Raw genomic sequence first — 16,096 nt, forward strand, 5'->3', positions numbered from 1 at the left:
CACCGCCGCGGGCCGCGGGCCCGTTGGCTCCTCCGGTCGATCCGCACAACGCGGTGAACGAATAGCAGACTCGGCGTCACTACCGATAGTCAAGAGCGGCCTTCGAGATCACCGGCACTCTCGTCGCGGAAGGCGATGACGCCGGCGTCCGGACGGAAGGGGGCGGTGTCGTCCATGGCATCGGTAGGCGCTACGTGATGAAGAACGCCACCTGGGAACGTATCTCATAGCCGGCTGGTGGACTGCCGGCTTCGCCTTTCGGCGAGCGTTTCCCGTGGGTGGCGGGAATCGGAGCGGAAGGGGGACGGTCCGCCATAGGCTTGCGGGTAAACGATGAGTGGGTGAGGTGCGATGGCAAGAGCAGCGTCGAGGGGTGGCTTGATCTCGGTGGAGACCACCGAACAGGGCCTGCCGATCAAAATCGATATCGAACCGGACGAATTGCGCCGGGCGCCCGAGGAGCTGGCCCGGGAGATCTCGAGATTGTGCAGGCGGGCGGCGAACAGGGCCGGCCTGGCTCGCCGGACCGAACTGGAGGCCGCCGGAATGAGTAGTGACATGCTCGCGCTGACCGGCCTGCCGACGGCGGAGGATATCGCGCGCGAGGAGTACGTCGAGGAATCGGAGCATGATTACGAACCGCAGAGCTGGCTGAGGTCGGTATGAGCGCGCGGGTGTCGATGCGCTAGACCTCGGTGAGCTGCCCGTCGGCAAGATGCCAGCGGCGGGTGGCTCGTACGGAATCCAGCATGCGGCGGTCGTGGGTCACCAGAAGTAGCGTTCCGGTGAATGATTCGATGGCTTGTTCCAGCTGTTCGATAGCGGGCAGGTCCAGGTGGTTGGTCGGCTCGTCGAGGACCAGCAGGTTCACGCCCCGGGCCTGGAGCAAGGCGAGTGCGGCGCGGGTGCGTTCGCCGGGCGACAGGGTGTCGCAGGCACGGTTGACGTGCGGGCCGCGGAGACCGAATTTGGCGAGCAGAGTGCGGACCTCGGCATCGGGCCAGTCGGGCATTGCCGTGCCGAAGGTGGCGGCGAGGGCGGCGGTGCCGCGGAACAGGCCGCGCGTCTGGTCGACCTCGCCGATCCGCACGCCCGAACCGAGGGCCGCGGTGCCGGTATCGGGGGTGAGTTTGCCGAGCAACAGGGCGAGCAGGGTGGATTTACCGGAACCGTTGGCGCCGGCCAGGACGATCCGGTCGGCCCAGTCGATCTGGGTGGTCACCGGGCCGAGTGTGAAATCGCCGCGTGTGACAGTGGCATTGTTCGCCGTCGCGACGACCGAACCGCTGCGCGGAGCCGTCGCGATCTGCATACGCAGTTCCCATTCTTTGCGTGGTTCCTCGACCACGTCCAGCCGTTCGATGCGCCGTTGCGTCTGGCGGGCCTTGGCGGCTTGTTTCTCGGTGGCTTCGGCCCGGGTTTTGCGGGTGATCTTGTCGGAGTCGTTCTTGGTCTTGCGGCGCGCGTTGCGGACGCCCGTTTCCAGCCAGTTGCGCTGCATCAGCGCCCGGGCTTCGAGACCGGCTCTGGTATCGGCGAATTCCTCGTAAGCTTCGCGGGCATGTCTGCGCGCGATCTCGCGTTCGGCCAGGTAGGAGTCGTAGCCCCCGTCGTAGAAGCTGACCTGCTGCTGGGCGAGGTCGAGTTCGAGAACGCTGGTGACAGTGCGGGTCAGGAACTCCCGGTCGTGGCTGATGATCATCAGCGGCACCCTGATACCGGTGACGAATCGTTCGAGGCGGTCGAGCCCGTCGAGGTCGAGATCGTTGGTGGGTTCGTCCAGTAGCAGGATGTCGAACCGCGACAGCAGGACCGATGCGAGGCCGGCGCGCGCGGCCTGTCCGCCGGACAGGCCCGTCATCGGGGTGGTCAGTCCGCCGGCGAGACCGTCGGTGAGGCCGAGATCGGCGGCGACCTCCTCGGCGCGCTGATCGAGATCGGCGCCGCCGAGGGCGAGCCAGCGTTCGAGCGCGGGGGAGTAGTCGTCGGCACCGCCGTCGGCGAGGCGTTCGGCCGCCGCGTCCATGACCTGCTGGGCGTGCGCGACGCCGGTTCGGCGGGCGAGGAATTCGAGCACGGTCTCGCCGTCGATACGTTCCGGCTCCTGGGTCAGGTAGCCGACGGTGGCATCGGGCGGGCTCAGCGTGATCGTGCCTTCGTCCGGGGCTCCGTCGGCGAGTATTCGCAACAGAGTCGATTTCCCGGCACCGTTCACACCGACGAGGCCGATCACATCGCCGGGAGCGAGAGTGAAATCGAGGTCGGCGAACAGGGTGCGTTCGGCGTGCCCGGCCGATAGACCGCTGGCCTGCAATGTTGCGCTCACCAGGGGTATTCTGCCTCCCCGGCCGCAACGCCGGGATTTGCCCCTGCCCGGATTCGACACAGCGGCCGGGGCCGGCTCGGTGAATCGCGGCGAGGCCCGGACCGACACCCCGGTGGTCCGGCGCGCGGAGACCGGTGCGCGGCGGGATAACCTGAATCTGTCTCTCGGTGGAATCGCACTCTCGCACCTGCGGGAAGGTGACTCACACCGAAGTGACATCCTTGTCGTCGTGAACGGTCAGGTAGAAGGGACACCCTGGTGACCATGTCGAGTTCTCCGGCGAACGACGGCGACGGTGCGCCGCCGCCCGCATGGGCCGATCGCGCGGCCGATCGGTCCCGCGCGGTGCAGCGATCGCGGGCGCGCAGCGTGGAACAAGCGCAGGCCATCGTGGCGGCAGCGCGCCGGCTGCTGCAGGCGGACGGAGCGGCCCTCACCACCCAGGAGCTCGCGAAGGAAGCAGGCATCGCGCTGCAGACCTTCTATCGGCATTTTCCCAGTAAGGACGAACTGCTCCTGGCGGTGTTCGAGGACGTTATCAGCGAACGGACGGCAGAGCTCGAGGTCGCCGCGCGTGAACTGCCCGACCCGGTCGCGCGGCTGCATTTCTATATCACCCGCGTGCTCCGGTCGGTGGGCGAGAACGCCGATTTCGGCCCACGGTTCGTCACCGCGGAGCACTGGCGGCTGCATCAGTTGTTCCCGGCGGAGATGGCGCGAGCCAACCAGCCGTTCGCGGTGCTGATCGAACGTGAACTCCGCGAGGCCGAAGCGGCGGGCCTGCTCCGGCCGAACGACCCCGCGGGTGATGCGTGGTTCGTGATGAAACTGGTGATGTCGGTGTTCCACCACTATGCGTACACACCCACCCGGGACAGCGGCGACGCCGCGGAGCGGCTGTGGACCTTCTGTCTGGCCGCCTTCGGCGGGTTGACCCCGGCGGCGGCCGGGACGGCGGAGGACACGTGATGCGACCACTACCGTCTATCGGCGGGTCCGCTCCGCTCCGGTAACCGAGCCCACCGGATACCAGACCGTACTGCTGAGGTCCGGTATCAGGGCCTGTCGGCGGCGACCTGTTCACGCACCCGGAACTTCTGCACCTTGCCGCTGGCGGTGCGTGGGAAGTCGTCGACGTGGTGCAACTCCTCGGGCCATTTCTGCCGTGCCAGCCCGGCCGCCGCGAAATGCTCGCGAACATCTGCCAGGGTCGGCATGGCCGAACCCTCTCGGAGGCGCAGCACCGCCGCGGGCTGCTCACCGAAACGCTCATGGGGTGCGGCCACGACGACGGCCTCGGCGATCGCGGGCATCGAGAGCAGGGTTTCCTCGACCTCCAGTGCGCTGATGTTCTCGCCGCCCCGGATGATGATGTCGGATTTGCGGTCGGTGATGCTCAGATAGCCGTCCGCGTCGATCTCTCCGATATCTCCGGTGCGATACCAGCCGTCCTCGTCGAAGGCAGCGGCGGTGAGCGAGTCGTCGGTGTACCCCAGGCACAGATCCGGTCCGCGGCTGTAGATTTCGCCGTCCTCGCTCAGCTTGATCTCCACTCCCGGACGTGCGGCACCATCGGTGAACAGCCGTTTCGCCGCGTCCGAGGTGTGGTGGGAGCCGGTGATCGACGGATGTTCCGTGCTGCCGTAGGAGCGGGTCACGATGATTCCGAGATCGGTGAGCCGCTGTGCCACCGCGGTGGGGACGGTCGATCCGCCCAGGCCGATATGCGAGATATAGCGGAGGTGGCGGGGGTGGAAATCGGGATGGTCGAGCAGGCTGGTGACGAAGTACGGAGGTCCGCCGCCGATTGCGACGCCGTCGCTGTCCATCAATCCGATGACTCGGCCCGGATCCCAGGCGTCGAGCAGATGGATGGGAGAACACTGGAGGACCGGGAGCAGGAACGCGCCCAGCATGCCGATGAAATGCCCGACCGGTAGCGCGGTGAGCTGCGCCGGTTGATCGGCCGGGTAGTTGGCCAGCAGCTGGCGTGTTTCGAAGGCCAGGCTGCGATGGCTGTGGACGACGCCCTTCGGGCTGCGGGTGGTGCCGGAGGTGAACGCGATCAGGGCGGGCTCGGCGGGGTCGTGCCGCGCCGGCTCGGTGAGCGGATCGGCGGCGAGCAATTCGTCGAAATCGACACCCACGACCCCCACGACGGGCACCTCGGTGGTGAGTTCGGGGTGATACTTCATCCGTCCGAATTCCGCGGCGGTGATGAAAACCCGTGGCCGTGTCACCGACAGGATGTAACCGAGTTCGCTGGGGCCGTAGAAATGGACGACCGGTACGACTATCGCGCCCAGCAGTGCCGACGCCCAGAACGTGGCCGCGGCCTCCTGCCAGTTGGGCAACTGGAAGACCACGATATCGCCCGGCCCGACGCCGCGTTCGCGTAGTCCGGCGGCGAGCCGCCGGGCGGTCGTTTCCACTTCGCCCACTGTCACGCGGTACGGCCGGATCTCCGAATGCACGCAGAATTCCAGTTCCCGAGCTTTTTCAAGGCCCTCGGCCAGTATGGTCCCGAGTGTTTCGTCCGTCCACCAACCCTCCTGCTCGTATCGGCGGCGGAGCTCGTCGGGGATCCGGCGTGGACGTGGTGTAAAGGCTGCTGTCGCATCCATCCCGATCACTGACATCACAGTTCTCCCTTGACTTCTCCTCGACGACGGCGCGGTCCGGGAACGTGTCACCGGCCTGCCGTGGCGACCCGGCGGAGTGCGGCCCGGACGGGTGCCCGGGTCGTCGGCGCTCATCTCCGGGCTGTGGAGCGGAAGCGCGGCCCCTCGTCTTTCTCGGTTGCCGGATCCGCCGCATCCGCGAGAGCGCCGATGTCATTATGTAGAACGTGACTTCCCCTCGAAGGAGAATTGGATTATCGGCGGGTCTCTCGCTGATGCTCGGGGTGTCCGCCGGTCTGCCGTTGTCGGTACGCGGGGTCACCGGTTCTCGCCGGGAGTGGGACGGTCGGCGCAGCGGGTGGGCGGGCCTTCCGGCGGCTGCCTGCCGGGTGCCTCGCATTGCCCTCGCGGGTTTTTCGGGAGGCTGCGGCGGTGCCTGGACATGTTGCCGTCGCACACTTTCGACGCGCAATGTGCTGGTCAGCACGGTGAATGAAGTTGAGTACTCGCCGATTCCAGAGTTTTACTCCCTCAAACGAGAGTCATGTTCTACCTTTATGTGGAGTCGCATTCTGCGATCGCTCTCGGGAGGTACGTGTGGACGACGAGGCCTTGGACGGTGTGCGGGTGGTCGAACTCGCGCAATGGGTATTCGTTCCCGTCACGGGTGCACTGCTGGCCGACTGGGGCGCCGACGTCGTCCGGGTCGAACGCCCGGACGGCGATCCCTACCGCAATCTGGCGACGCAGGGCATCGGCAGTGACAGCTCGGGCGTGAATCTGTCCGTGGCACTGGCCAATCGGGGAAAGCGTTCGGTATCGATCGATCTGCACGACGAACAGGGGCTCGAGCTGCTGGACCGGCTCCTGGAGACGGCGGATGTCTTCCTGACGAATCTGCGCCCCGGTGCACTGCGCCGCCTCGGTCTCGACGCCGAGACGCTCACCCGGCGGTACCCGCGTCTGGTGTACGCGAGCGGCCACGGTTTCGGTGCGCGCGGCCCGGACGCCGACAAGCCCGGCTACGATTCCTCCGCCTTCTGGGCGCAGGGCGGGGTCGCGCATATTCTCACCCCGCCGGAGCGGGAGCATCCGATCAGCCAGCGCGGCGCGATGGGGGACCGCAACGGCGCGATGGCCCTGGCGTTCGGGATCGCGACCGCGCTGGTGCGCCAGCAGCGTTCCGGCCGGGGCGCGGTGGTCGACGTATCGTTGCTCGCCACCGCGATGTGGATGCTGTCCTCGGATGTGCTGTCGGCGCTGGCCGGTGGTACCCCTCGCGCGGCAACGGGCCGAGGCAGTGCGGTCAACCCACTCGTGGGCGCCTACCGGACGAAGGACGGCCGGCACATTCAGCTGGTCTTCCTGCAGGCCGACCGATACTGGGCACCTTTCTGCCGCCTCCTCGGGCGGGACGACTTGATCGAGGACCCGCGGTTCGTGGATATGGCCGCGCGCCGCAACCACCTGGACGCCTGTGTGGCAGAACTCGATTCGGAGTTCGGTAACCGGACATTCGACGAGTGGAAGGAACTGCTGGCGGGTCTGGACGCGCCGTGGGCACCCATGCAGTCCGTCGACGAACTACTCGACGATCCCCAAGTTCTCGCCAACGACTATCTCGGCACGGTCGAGTTGGCGGACGGCCGGTCCTATCCCTTGCCGACCGGGCCCGTGCAGATCGATCGACGCCCGCCGGCGCTGCGGCGCGCCCCCGAACACGGCGAACACACCGAGGAGATTCTGCTCTCGCTCGGCTACTCGTGGGATCAGATCGGTGAGCTGAAGGATGCGGGGGTGGTTCTGTGACCGAGCGGCCCCTCCCGGTTCCGGACGAGGTGTCCGGTTCGTATTGGACCCATGCGAACCGGCATGTGCTCGCGCTGGCCCGGTGTCTCCGATGTCGTCGGTTCGCGATTCCGCCCGGCCTCACCTGCCCGCATTGCCACACGGTGGAACCGGCGTACGAGTTCGAGCCGGTGAGCGGCCGGGGCACGGTGCGATCGTGGACGGTGGTCCGGCGGGCGTCCCTGCTCGGATTCGCCGGCGAGGTGCCCTACCTGCTCGTGGATGTCGAACTCGCGGCCCAGGCCGAGCTCCGGATGATCGGGCGTCTGCTGGACGGCCCGGATGCCGTGGTGCGGGCAGGCGATCCGGTGGAGGTGGCGTTCGAGGATGTGACCGCCGAGGTTTCGGTTCCGGCATTCGTCTTGGCGGGCCGGTCATGACGGGGCGGTTCCGGGCGAACGGCGAGGTCGCACTCGTGGGGTTCGCGCACAGTGCCGTGCGCAAGCATGCCGACCGCCCGCTCGGTGTGTCGGCCGTCGAGGTCGCCCGCTCGGCGATCGCGGACGCGGGATTGACACCCGAGGTGATCGACGGGTTCGTCACCTCGGCCCTGTTCCCGACCTCGGGCGCGCACGCGGTGAGCGAGGGTGTGAGTACGGTATCGGCGCAGTGGCTGGCCGGGCGGATCTCGCCGGAACCGCGATACGTGGCCGGCTTCCAGGGAATCGGCCAGCTGCCGGGCGCTGTCGCGCTGGGGGTGAACGCGATAGTCAGCGGCGCCGCGGATTACGTTCTGCTGCACCGGGCCCTGCACAACCCCGCCGGTGGCTACCACGACAACCCGGTCCGGTCCGTTTCCGGGGACCACCAGTGGACCGCACCGCAGGGTTTCGGAGGGCCGCTGCCGATGATCGCGCTGCCGTACAACGAATATCTGCAGCGCTACGGGGCCGACCCGGAGGCCATGGCGAGCGTGGTGGTCGAGGCCCGTAAGAACGGGGCCCGGATCCCGTGGTCGTACTGGTATGACCGGCCGCTGACGCCGGAAGAGTATTCGGCCGCACCGATGATCAGCGATCCGGTGCGGCGGGTCGACTGCGATATCCCCGTCGACGGCGTGGCCGCGTTCGTGCTCACCTCCGCCGACCGGGCCCGCGACCTTCCGCACCGTCCCGTCTACGTGGCCGGCTATGCCCAGAGCGGTCCGCCGCCGCAGCGGCTGCCGCTGCACTGGCCGTTGGACGACATCATGGCGGGCGGAGTCGACACGGTCCGGCGGCTGTGGGAAGCAACGGGTTTCGGTATACAGGACATCGACCTGCCCCAGCTCTACGACGGCTTCTCGCCGTTCGTCTACTTCTGGCTGGAAGCGCTGGGCCTGTGCCCGGTGGGCGAGGCCCACAGCTTCGTCCGGGACGGCGGTATCGACAGCGACCTCCCCGGCGGGCTCCCCGCGCTCTCCGGCGGGGGCGCCCTCGGCAACGGCCGTATGCACGGCGTGCCGCAGATGCTCGAGTGCTATCTGCAGCTGTCCGGGCGGGCGGGATCGCGCCAGCGCGACAAGGCGACGGTCGGTCTCGCATGCCAGTCCTCGCCGCATTTCGGTGGCGCGGTCGTCTACAGCACCGAACCCCGTCGAGCGGGAGGACCAGCACGATGACATCGCACAACAGACCCCGTCGTGGTCGCGAGGAGGCACTCCGGTGGCAGAGTTGATCAGTGAGCGCCGATCCTATGTAGCAGGTACCTGGGGCTCGGGAAAAGACCTTCTCGCCGTGGAGAATCCGGCGGACGAGTCGCATCTCGTGGACGTGGTGGCCACCACGCCCGACGAGTTCGAGCGCGCGATTGTGGAGGCGCGCCGATCCTTCGACAGCGGTATCTGGGCACAGGCCCCTGCCGCTGAACGGGTGCAGGCGGTGACGGCGTTTCTCGACCATATCGAATCCGCGCGGGACGCACTGATAGCGACGATGGTGGCCGAGGCGGGACAGCCGACGTCCTTCGCTGAACGCTCGCAGTTCCTCGGTGGGCTGGGCGTCGCGCGCGGGACGGTCGAGCTGTACCGCTCGATGCCGGACGAGGAAGCCAATCCGGTGCCGGTGGACGAGGCGATCCGCGGCCGGGTGGCGCTGAGTATCCGGCGGTACGAACCGGTCGGCGTCGTCGCGGCGATCACTCCGTACAACGCGGCGCTGATCATGGCGCTGCAGAAGGTGGTACCGGCGCTGCTGACCGGTAACTCCGTCATCTTGCGACCCAGCCCGCTGACCCCGGTATCGTCGCTGATCCTCGGGTCGGCGGCCGAAGCCGCCGGGCTGCCGCACGGGGTGTTCAGCGTGGTCGTGGAAGCCGGTGCCGCCGGAGCGGAGCTGCTCACCGGCCACCCCGCGGTCGATATGGTGTCGTTCACCGGATCCACGGCAGTCGGTAAGCAGATCTTGGCTCAAGCAGCGCCGACGGTGAAGCAGGTGGCGCTGGAGCTGGGTGGCAAATCGGCGCAGATATACCTCGACGACGCCCTCGGCAAGGTGGCAGCCGGTGCCGCGGCCGTGGTCGCCGGAACGGCGGGCCAAGCCTGTGTGGCGGCCACCCGGATGCTGGTGCCGCAGAACCGCAAGGCCGAAGTCCTGGAGCAGGTGTCGAAAACCTATTCGGCGCTTGTTGTCGGCGCCCCCACCGACCCCGCCACCATGATCGGCCCGGTGATATCGGCCGCGGCCCGGGAACGCTGTGAGCGTTTCGTCGACCTCGCCGTCGAGCACGGGGCCACGGTGATGGAGGGCGGGGCCCGCCCGGAGAGTCTCGACCGCGGCTATTACGTCCGGCCCACGGTGCTCGATGTACCGGACAATGCGAATCCGGCCGCTCAGGAGGAGATTTTCGGGCCGATTCTTACGGTGCTCGGCTATCGCGATATCGACGAGGCCGTTGCCATTGCCAACGACAGCCGCTACGGGCTGTCCGCGCAGGTCTACGGATCCGATCCGGCCGCCGCGACGGCCGTCGCCCGCCGGCTGCGCACCGGCGCGGTCAACGTCAATACCGCGCTGTTCAGCGCCTACGCCCCCAGCGGTGGATACAAGCAGAGCGGCCTCGGCCGCGAGCGCGGCCCGGACGGCATCCGCGCCTTCCAGGAAGTCAAACATCTGGCCATCGGCGAACTCCGGTGACATCCCTCGATCCGAAGGAGCACATCGTGTCTACTGAACCGAACCTCGACTGGCTGATCTCGGTCGACGACCATATCCTCGAGCCAGGGCACCTCTGGCTGGACCGCGTACCCCGGGCCGACCGGGACCGTGCCCCCCATATCGAAATCGACGACAGCGGTATGGACGCCTGGGTCTACGACGGCAAGAGGTTCCCCAGTTCGGGCTTGTCGGCAGTGGCGGGTAAGTCGAAAGAGGAATTCAGCCCCAAACCGCTTTCCTACAGTGAGATGAGGCCGGGCTGCTACGACCCGGTGGCCCGCATCGAGGATATGAACCGCTCGGGAATCCTTGCTTCCCTGTGCTTTCCGACTGTCCCCCGATTCTGCGGTCAAATGTTCATGGAGGGCAGCGACCGTGAGTTCGGGCTGGTCTGCTTGAAGGCCTACAACGACTGGATCATCGAGGAATGGTGTGGCGCCGCGCCCGGCCGCTATATCCCGCTGGTGCTGATCCCGCTGTGGGATCCGGCGCTGGCGGTCGCGGAACTGGAGCGCTGCGCCGCCAAGGGCGCCACCACGTTCGCCTTCTCGGAAAACCCCGCACCGCTGGGTCTTCCGACAATCCACGACGCGAACGGCTACTGGGACCCGGTGATGGCCGCGGCCAATGACCTGGAAATGGTCGTCTCGATGCATGTCGGTTCGTCCTCGACAGTTCCGCAGATCGCCCCCGACTCCCCGTTCCTGGCCAACCTCGCCTGGGGTGCCACCCGGACCTCGGGTGCCATGCTGTCGTGGCTGTTCAGCGGCATGTTCCAGCGGTACCCGAAACTGAAGATCGCCCTGTCGGAGGGGGAGATCGGCTGGATGCCGTACTTCCTCGAGCGGGCCGAACAGGTCCTGGACAAACAGCGCCACTGGGTGAAGAAGGGGATGAAATTCGGCGATCACGAAGTGAGCCGCAATGTCGACCTCGACACCCTCGATATCCGCGCCACCTTCCGGAACCATATCTTCGGCTGCTTCATCGAGGACACGCACGGAATCGCCAGCCTGGCCGAAATCGGCGAGGACAACATCATGTGCGAAACCGATTACCCGCACTCCGATTCGACCTGGCCGAACTGCATCGAGACAGCGAAGAAGATGGTGGCCGGCCTGACGCCGGAAGTCCAGTACAAGGTTCTGCGCGGCAACGCCGAGCGGCTCTACCGCTTCACGCCCGCCGAACCGCCGGTCGTCGCCGGAGTCTGAGATATGGCCGGATGGACTGTCGAGGTCGACCGCACGGCGTGCCTGGGTTGCGGGGTGTGCGTGTCCTACGCCCCGAAAAGTTTCGAACAGGACGATGAGGGCCAGGCGGTCTTCCTCGACCCACCGGCCGATCCGGAGCCGGATATCCGGATGGCCGTCGACGGCTGTCCGACCGGCGCGCTGCGGTTGTCCGCGGACGACCGTGACCGGGCCGACTACGAGAAGAAAGCGTGAAACACGTGCTGCTGGAAGGTAAGAACGCGATCGTCACCGGTGCCGGGTCGGGAGTCGGCGCGGCGTCGGCCCTGCGTTTCGCCGCGGAGGGCGCACGGGTGGTGTGCGCCGATATCCGGGTGGAACAGGCGAAGGAAACGGTGGCCCGGATCGAGGAGGCCGGCGGGACGGGGATCGCCGTCGCCTGCGATGTCGCCCGCGAGCAGGAGATCACCGATCTGATCGCCACCACGGTGGATCGGCTGGGGCGCCTGGACATTCTCTTCAACAATGTCGGAATCCCGACCCCGCGCCTGGGCGCCGTCCTCGAGGATCACTCGGCCGACGACTTCCAGCGCCTGGTCGCGGTCAATGTGGGCAGCGTGTTCTTCGGCTGTAAACATGCGGTCCGGCAATTCAAGCGGCAGACGGGTGGGGGAGTCATCCTCAACACCGGTTCGGTCGCAGGCCTGGTCGCCTGGGGCGGTGCCGTGTACGCGGCGACGAAAGGCGCGGTGCACCAGCTCACCCGGTCGGTGGCCATCGAGGGTGCGCCGTTCGGGATCCGCGCGAACGCGCTGTGCCCGGCCGGTATGCCGTATACGCAGTTCATGGCCACGGGTGGGCTGGGCGACGATCCGGAGTCGGTCCAGCGGGCGGCGCGCAGCACCGCCGCCAATCATCCACTGGGCAACCCGATCACCGCGGAGGACTGTGCCGAGGCCGCCGTATTCCTGGTATCCGATCGCGCCGCCAACATCACCGGGGTCCTGCTGCCGGTCGATGGCGGCTACGTGGCGAAGTGAGTTGAGATGACCCCGACGAGCCCGTTGGCGGCGCTGGACCGCGGCCGGATCCGAGAACTGTTCGATCTGCGCAGTGCCTATCTCGTCCAGACCGGCGGTGACTTCGATGCCGATCCCTATCCCGCATGGCACCGGCTGCGGGCGGAGGCCGAGGTCCACCCCGGTGTGGTGCACGAGCTGACCGGATATTCCCGGCCGGCGATGTTCGCCGGGCTGCCGGAACCGGACCGCCCGCACTATTCCGCGTTCAGTTTCGCGGCCTGCGATACCGCATACCGGAATCCGGATATCTTCGCTTCGTCGCCGGTGCCGGTGGATCCGAACGAAGGATTTCTGCAACCGCTCAACAGCATGCTCGCGATGGGTGGTTTCCAGCACCGTCGTTACCGGTCGCTGGTGCAGCCGTCGTTCATGCCGGCCAACGCGCAATGGTGGATACGCAACTGGATCGACGACGTCGTGCACCATCTCATCGACGGCTTCGCCGGCGAGGGACGGGCCGAACTCAATGTCGACTTCTGCGCCGCAATACCTGTTCTCACCATTACCGGCAGCTTCGGTGTGCCGGTATCGCAGGCACTGGAAATACGTGCGGCCCTGGCAACCCGGCGCTTCGATGTCGTGGTCGATATGCTGCGCCCGGTGGTGGCCGACCGCCGCGACGAGCCGCGCGACGATCTCATCAGTGTGCTGGTCGAAGCAGAGTTGCAGGCCGAGGACGGAACCCGGCACCGGCTCACCGACGCCGAAATCTATTCCTTCGCTGTCCTGCTGCTGACCGCCGGGTCCGGCACCACCTGGAAACAGATGGGAATAACCCTCACCGCTCTGCTGCAACGTCCCGAGGTGTTGCAGGCGGTGACAGCGGATCGGGCTCTGCTCCGCCCGGCTATCGAGGAAGCCCTGCGGTGGCAGGCGACCGATCCGATGTTCGCGCGATACGTCACGGAGGATACCGAGCTTCAGGGCGTGCACCTGCCGGAAGGCGCGGTCCTGCACCTGTGTGTGGCCGCCGCGAACCGCGACCCGGCGCGCTGGGACGACCCCGACGAGTACGACATCACCCGGCGTCTGCGGCCCTCGTTCGCGTTCGGAAGCGGCGCGCACGCCTGCCTCGGTATGCATGTCGCGCGCGCCGAGATGGCCACCGGAATCGGCGCCCTGCTCGACCGGCTGCCGAACCTGCGGCTCGACCCGGACGCGGAACCGCCCCGGTTCATCGGAATGTACGAGCGCGGCGCCACCGAAATACCGGTCCGCTTCGGCTAGGGCCGGCCGAGAGTCCCGAGAAGGAAATGCCATGGAACAGCCCACCTACCGCAAGCCGGATATTTCGCTGCGCGGCGCCGAGCACGTACAGCGCTACCGGGAAACCGACGGACGAATCGGATACGAGTGGAACGGCGTTCCGATCCTGCTGTTGACCACCACCGGGCGCAAGACCGGGCAACCGCGGACCTCGGCGCTCATCTACGGAACGGACGGCGACGACTATCTCGTGGTCGCCTCCGCGGGGGGAGCCGATAGTCATCCGGCCTGGTACCTGAATCTCCAGGCCGAACCCGAAGCCGGGATACAGGTCAAGGACGACCACATCCCGGTGATCGCACATACCGCCGGACCCGGGGAACGTGACCGGCTCTGGCGGATTGTCACCGGCTACTGGCCGAATTACGACGCCTACCAGGCACGCACCAGCCGCACGATTCCGATCGTGGTGCTGCGGCCGTCCGGTCGGTGAAAAGTAGAGATGAAGGTGAGCAATGGAGCAAGCACCTGTCTTTCCCAAACGCGGCGATGTCGAGGCCACCGCTGAACGGCTACGCCCGTGGCTGGCGGATCGACTCGGCGTCGCTGATATCGAGATCGATGATCTCTCCTACCCGAAGGGCGCCGGGGTATCCAACGAAACAATCCTGTTCCGGGCGCGCGACGGCCGGACCGTGGACCATCTGGTGCTGCGGATCGCGCCGGGAGCCGAGCACCAGATGTTCTACGATCCCCGATTCCGGGTGCAATACGACATTGTGGTCGCGCTGCGCCGGCACGGGACGGTCCGCGTTCCGGATGTGCTGTGGCTGGAGGATGATCCGGCCGTGCTGGGCCGGCCGTTTTATCTCATGCGCAGAATGCGCGGAAATGTGCCGGTGAGTATGCCGGTGTACAACTCCACCGGCTGGCTGGTGGACGCCACCCCCGCGCAACGACGGACACTGTGGACCGACGCCGTGCACCAACTGGCCGCGATCCACCGGGTGCCCACCGACGTGGTGTCCTTCGTCGACCGTCCGGAAGACGGAGCAACGGGCGACGAACAGCAGCTCACCTACTGGCGGAATTTCGCCGCCTGGGCCCTGGAAGACGAAGTCCCGGAGACAATCCTGCAGCTGTTCGGGTGGCTGGACGACAACCGGCCCCGAGATCCCGTTGCCGGTCTGTCCTGGGGGGACGCCCGGATGGGCAACATCATGTTCGACGACAACTTCCGCGTGGTCGGCGTAATGGATTGGGAGCAGGTATCCCTCGCGGGACCGGTGGCCGATCTGGCGTGGTGGCTGATGTTCGACGAAGCGCACAGCCACGGGGTGGGAGTGCCCCGCCTGGCCGGCCTCGGCACCCGCGACGAAACGATCGAGCTCTGGGAAGAACTGACCGGACTGCCCAGCGGCGACCTGCCGTGGCACGAGGCGTTCGCGAGCCTCAAGGCCGGTTTGCTCAGTCTGCGCAGCCGCCGGATGCGCCACCAGTTGCCGAGCACCGAGCACGAACGGTTCTCGTTCCTGCGCCGGGCCTGCGAAATGACCGGAGTGGCAACACAAAAGGAGCTGTTATGAACGTGACGGCCGGCTCGGCGCCCTTCGACGAGAAGGAGGTGCTGTCCCCCGGCTGGCTCGCCGGGATGCTGTCCACCCGATATCCGGGAGCGGTCCCGATGCGGGTCGAGGTGGTGGAGCGGATCGAGACAGTCGCCACCAAGCTGCGTTTCCGCCTCGAATATGCCGAGGACACCGACGCCCCGACCGCCCTGTGCGCGAAGGGGTACTTCAATCCCGCGCTGCGCCGGGCGACCCGCGCGGAAGCCGACTTCTACCGGCTGGCCGCCGACCAGCTACCGGTTCGCACCCCGCCGTGGCTGCATGCGGCCGTCGACGACGAATCCGGCCACCCGTTGATCGTGTTACACGACCTGGTGGCGCGGGGTGCCCGGTTTCTGGACCCCCTGGTCGGCTACACCGCCGAAGAAGCCGCGGCGACGCTGGACCAGCTGGCGGCGCTGCACGCCGCGACCCGGGACGGTGAGCATGCGGCCTGGCGGAAGCTGTTCCCGCCACGGTTGACCGGTTTGACCCGGGTGCTGGGCCGCGAAGCGCTGCAACGGCTACTCGATGACGGCCGGGCGGCGGGAGTTCCGGCCCAGGTTCGCGACGCGGACCGCTTGACGGCAGCTATGACGGCGATGGAGGCGTTGAGCGCGGAGCATCCGTCCTGTCTGATCCACGGCGACCTGCACGCGGGCAATATCTACCAGCTGGCAGACGGTAGCCCGGGCTTGATCGATTGGCAGGTGGTCCAATTCGGCAACTGGGCGCAGGACGTCGGCTACCACCTGGCGACGGTGCTCGACCCGGACGAACTCGCCCGCAACGAACGCAATCTGGTAGCCCACTATCTCGACCGGCTGGCCGCGCACGGAGGAACGGCCCCCGGCTGGGATCAAGCGTGGTGGCTGTACCGGGCGTACCTGCCCTACGGCCTGTTCCTCTGGTCCATCACGCGGGCCGTGGATCGCCCGATCATCGAGCACCTCGCCGGCCGGTTGGCCAGGGCGGTAGCCCGGCACGGAAGTCTCGATCTGCTCGACGTCTGATTTTTTCCTCTCGGTCCGGAATGCCGGGCGCACCACAATTCAACGATGAATCGCACCGAAACCGGT

15 protein-coding genes are annotated in these 16,096 nt (G+C 67.2%); 13 read left to right on the plus strand and 2 right to left on the minus strand.

The annotated features are described in order from the left end of the window. Positions 1 to 351 precede the first annotated feature (351 nt). Positions 352 to 666, plus strand: a complete 315-nt coding sequence (locus tag ABZ827_RS03860) for a hypothetical protein (protein WP_357232454.1) — start codon at positions 352 to 354, stop codon at positions 664 to 666. Between the two features lie 19 nt (positions 667 to 685). Here the strand turns inward: ABZ827_RS03860 and ABZ827_RS03865 are convergent, their stop codons facing one another. Further along, positions 686 to 2,326 (minus strand): ABC-F family ATP-binding cassette domain-containing protein, encoded by a 1,641-nt coding sequence (locus tag ABZ827_RS03865; protein ID WP_357232457.1) that lies wholly within the window; start codon positions 2,324 to 2,326, stop codon positions 686 to 688. Positions 2,327 to 2,590: 264 nt separating this feature from the next. Here ABZ827_RS03865 and ABZ827_RS03870 point away from each other — a divergent pair, with 264 nt between their 5' ends. Beyond that, positions 2,591 to 3,295, plus strand: coding sequence for a TetR/AcrR family transcriptional regulator (locus ABZ827_RS03870; protein WP_357232460.1), 705 nt, complete (start codon positions 2,591 to 2,593; stop codon positions 3,293 to 3,295). 86 nt (positions 3,296 to 3,381) lie between these two features. Here the strand turns inward: ABZ827_RS03870 and ABZ827_RS03875 are convergent, their stop codons facing one another. Continuing rightward, positions 3,382 to 4,950 carry an AMP-binding protein gene (locus ABZ827_RS03875; RefSeq protein ID WP_357234459.1) on the minus strand — a complete coding sequence of 523 codons (1,569 nt, stop codon included), beginning with the start codon at positions 4,948 to 4,950 and terminating at the stop codon, positions 3,382 to 3,384. A 594-nt stretch (positions 4,951 to 5,544) separates the two neighbouring features. On the opposite strand from ABZ827_RS03875, the gene ABZ827_RS03880 reads away from it, so the two are divergent. Genes ABZ827_RS03880 through ABZ827_RS03930 form a run of 11 tightly spaced genes read left to right on the plus strand, consistent with a single transcriptional unit; the run spans position 5,545 to position 16,030 of the window. After that, on the plus strand, positions 5,545 to 6,756 hold the full coding sequence (locus ABZ827_RS03880) for a CoA transferase (protein WP_357232463.1): 1,212 nt from the start codon (positions 5,545 to 5,547) through the stop codon (positions 6,754 to 6,756). Continuing rightward, a complete protein-coding gene (locus tag ABZ827_RS03885; protein ID WP_357232466.1) occupies positions 6,753 to 7,175 on the plus strand; it encodes an OB-fold domain-containing protein in 423 nt (140 codons plus the stop codon). The genes ABZ827_RS03880 and ABZ827_RS03885 overlap by 4 nt, the downstream gene beginning before the upstream one ends. Beyond that, positions 7,172 to 8,395, plus strand: coding sequence for a thiolase family protein (locus ABZ827_RS03890; protein WP_357232469.1), 1,224 nt, complete (start codon positions 7,172 to 7,174; stop codon positions 8,393 to 8,395). Before ABZ827_RS03885 ends, ABZ827_RS03890 begins: the two co-directional genes overlap by 4 nt. 43 nt (positions 8,396 to 8,438) lie before the next feature. Further along, positions 8,439 to 9,908: an aldehyde dehydrogenase family protein gene (locus ABZ827_RS03895; RefSeq protein WP_357232472.1), complete on the plus strand. Its 1,470-nt coding sequence runs from the start codon at positions 8,439 to 8,441 to the stop codon at positions 9,906 to 9,908. A 26-nt stretch (positions 9,909 to 9,934) separates the two neighbouring features. Further along, positions 9,935 to 11,143, plus strand: a complete 1,209-nt coding sequence (locus ABZ827_RS03900) for an amidohydrolase family protein (protein WP_357232475.1) — start codon at positions 9,935 to 9,937, stop codon at positions 11,141 to 11,143. Between the two features lie 3 nt (positions 11,144 to 11,146). After that, entirely contained in the window at positions 11,147 to 11,377 is a 231-nt protein-coding gene (locus ABZ827_RS03905) for a ferredoxin (protein ID WP_357232477.1), read from the plus strand. A gap of 5 nt (positions 11,378 to 11,382) precedes the next feature. Beyond that, entirely contained in the window at positions 11,383 to 12,162 is a 780-nt protein-coding gene (locus ABZ827_RS03910; protein WP_357234462.1) for an SDR family oxidoreductase, read from the plus strand. Between the two features lie 6 nt (positions 12,163 to 12,168). Further along, positions 12,169 to 13,431 (plus strand): cytochrome P450, encoded by a 1,263-nt coding sequence (locus tag ABZ827_RS03915; protein WP_357232480.1) that lies wholly within the window; start codon positions 12,169 to 12,171, stop codon positions 13,429 to 13,431. A gap of 31 nt (positions 13,432 to 13,462) precedes the next feature. Then, positions 13,463 to 13,903: a nitroreductase family deazaflavin-dependent oxidoreductase gene (locus ABZ827_RS03920; protein ID WP_357232483.1), complete on the plus strand. Its 441-nt coding sequence runs from the start codon at positions 13,463 to 13,465 to the stop codon at positions 13,901 to 13,903. Between the two features lie 22 nt (positions 13,904 to 13,925). After that, on the plus strand, positions 13,926 to 14,996 hold the full coding sequence (locus tag ABZ827_RS03925; RefSeq protein ID WP_357232486.1) for a phosphotransferase family protein: 1,071 nt from the start codon (positions 13,926 to 13,928) through the stop codon (positions 14,994 to 14,996). Then, positions 14,993 to 16,030 carry a phosphotransferase gene (locus tag ABZ827_RS03930; protein WP_357232489.1) on the plus strand — a complete coding sequence of 346 codons (1,038 nt, stop codon included), beginning with the start codon at positions 14,993 to 14,995 and terminating at the stop codon, positions 16,028 to 16,030. The genes ABZ827_RS03925 and ABZ827_RS03930 overlap by 4 nt, the downstream gene beginning before the upstream one ends. The last annotated feature ends 66 nt before the right edge of the window (positions 16,031 to 16,096 follow it).

This window comes from Nocardia sp. NPDC019395, assembly GCF_040632335.1.
In the GTDB taxonomy this organism is placed as follows: Bacteria; Actinomycetota; Actinomycetes; order Mycobacteriales; family Mycobacteriaceae; genus Nocardia.

Coding starts and splice junctions, on each gene's coding strand:
- ABZ827_RS03860 (WP_357232454.1), top strand. CDS start 352: ATGGCAAGAGCAGCGTCGAGGGGTGGCTTGATCTCGGTGGAGACCACC.
- ABZ827_RS03870 (WP_357232460.1), top strand. CDS start 2,591: ATGTCGAGTTCTCCGGCGAACGACGGCGACGGTGCGCCGCCGCCCGCA.
- ABZ827_RS03875 (WP_357234459.1), bottom strand. CDS start 4,950: ATGGATGCGACAGCAGCCTTTACACCACGTCCACGCCGGATCCCCGAC.
- ABZ827_RS03890 (WP_357232469.1), top strand. CDS start 7,172: ATGACGGGGCGGTTCCGGGCGAACGGCGAGGTCGCACTCGTGGGGTTC.
- ABZ827_RS03905 (WP_357232477.1), top strand. CDS start 11,147: ATGGCCGGATGGACTGTCGAGGTCGACCGCACGGCGTGCCTGGGTTGC.
- ABZ827_RS03915 (WP_357232480.1), top strand. CDS start 12,169: ATGACCCCGACGAGCCCGTTGGCGGCGCTGGACCGCGGCCGGATCCGA.
- ABZ827_RS03920 (WP_357232483.1), top strand. CDS start 13,463: ATGGAACAGCCCACCTACCGCAAGCCGGATATTTCGCTGCGCGGCGCC.
- ABZ827_RS03925 (WP_357232486.1), top strand. CDS start 13,926: ATGGAGCAAGCACCTGTCTTTCCCAAACGCGGCGATGTCGAGGCCACC.
- ABZ827_RS03930 (WP_357232489.1), top strand. CDS start 14,993: ATGAACGTGACGGCCGGCTCGGCGCCCTTCGACGAGAAGGAGGTGCTG.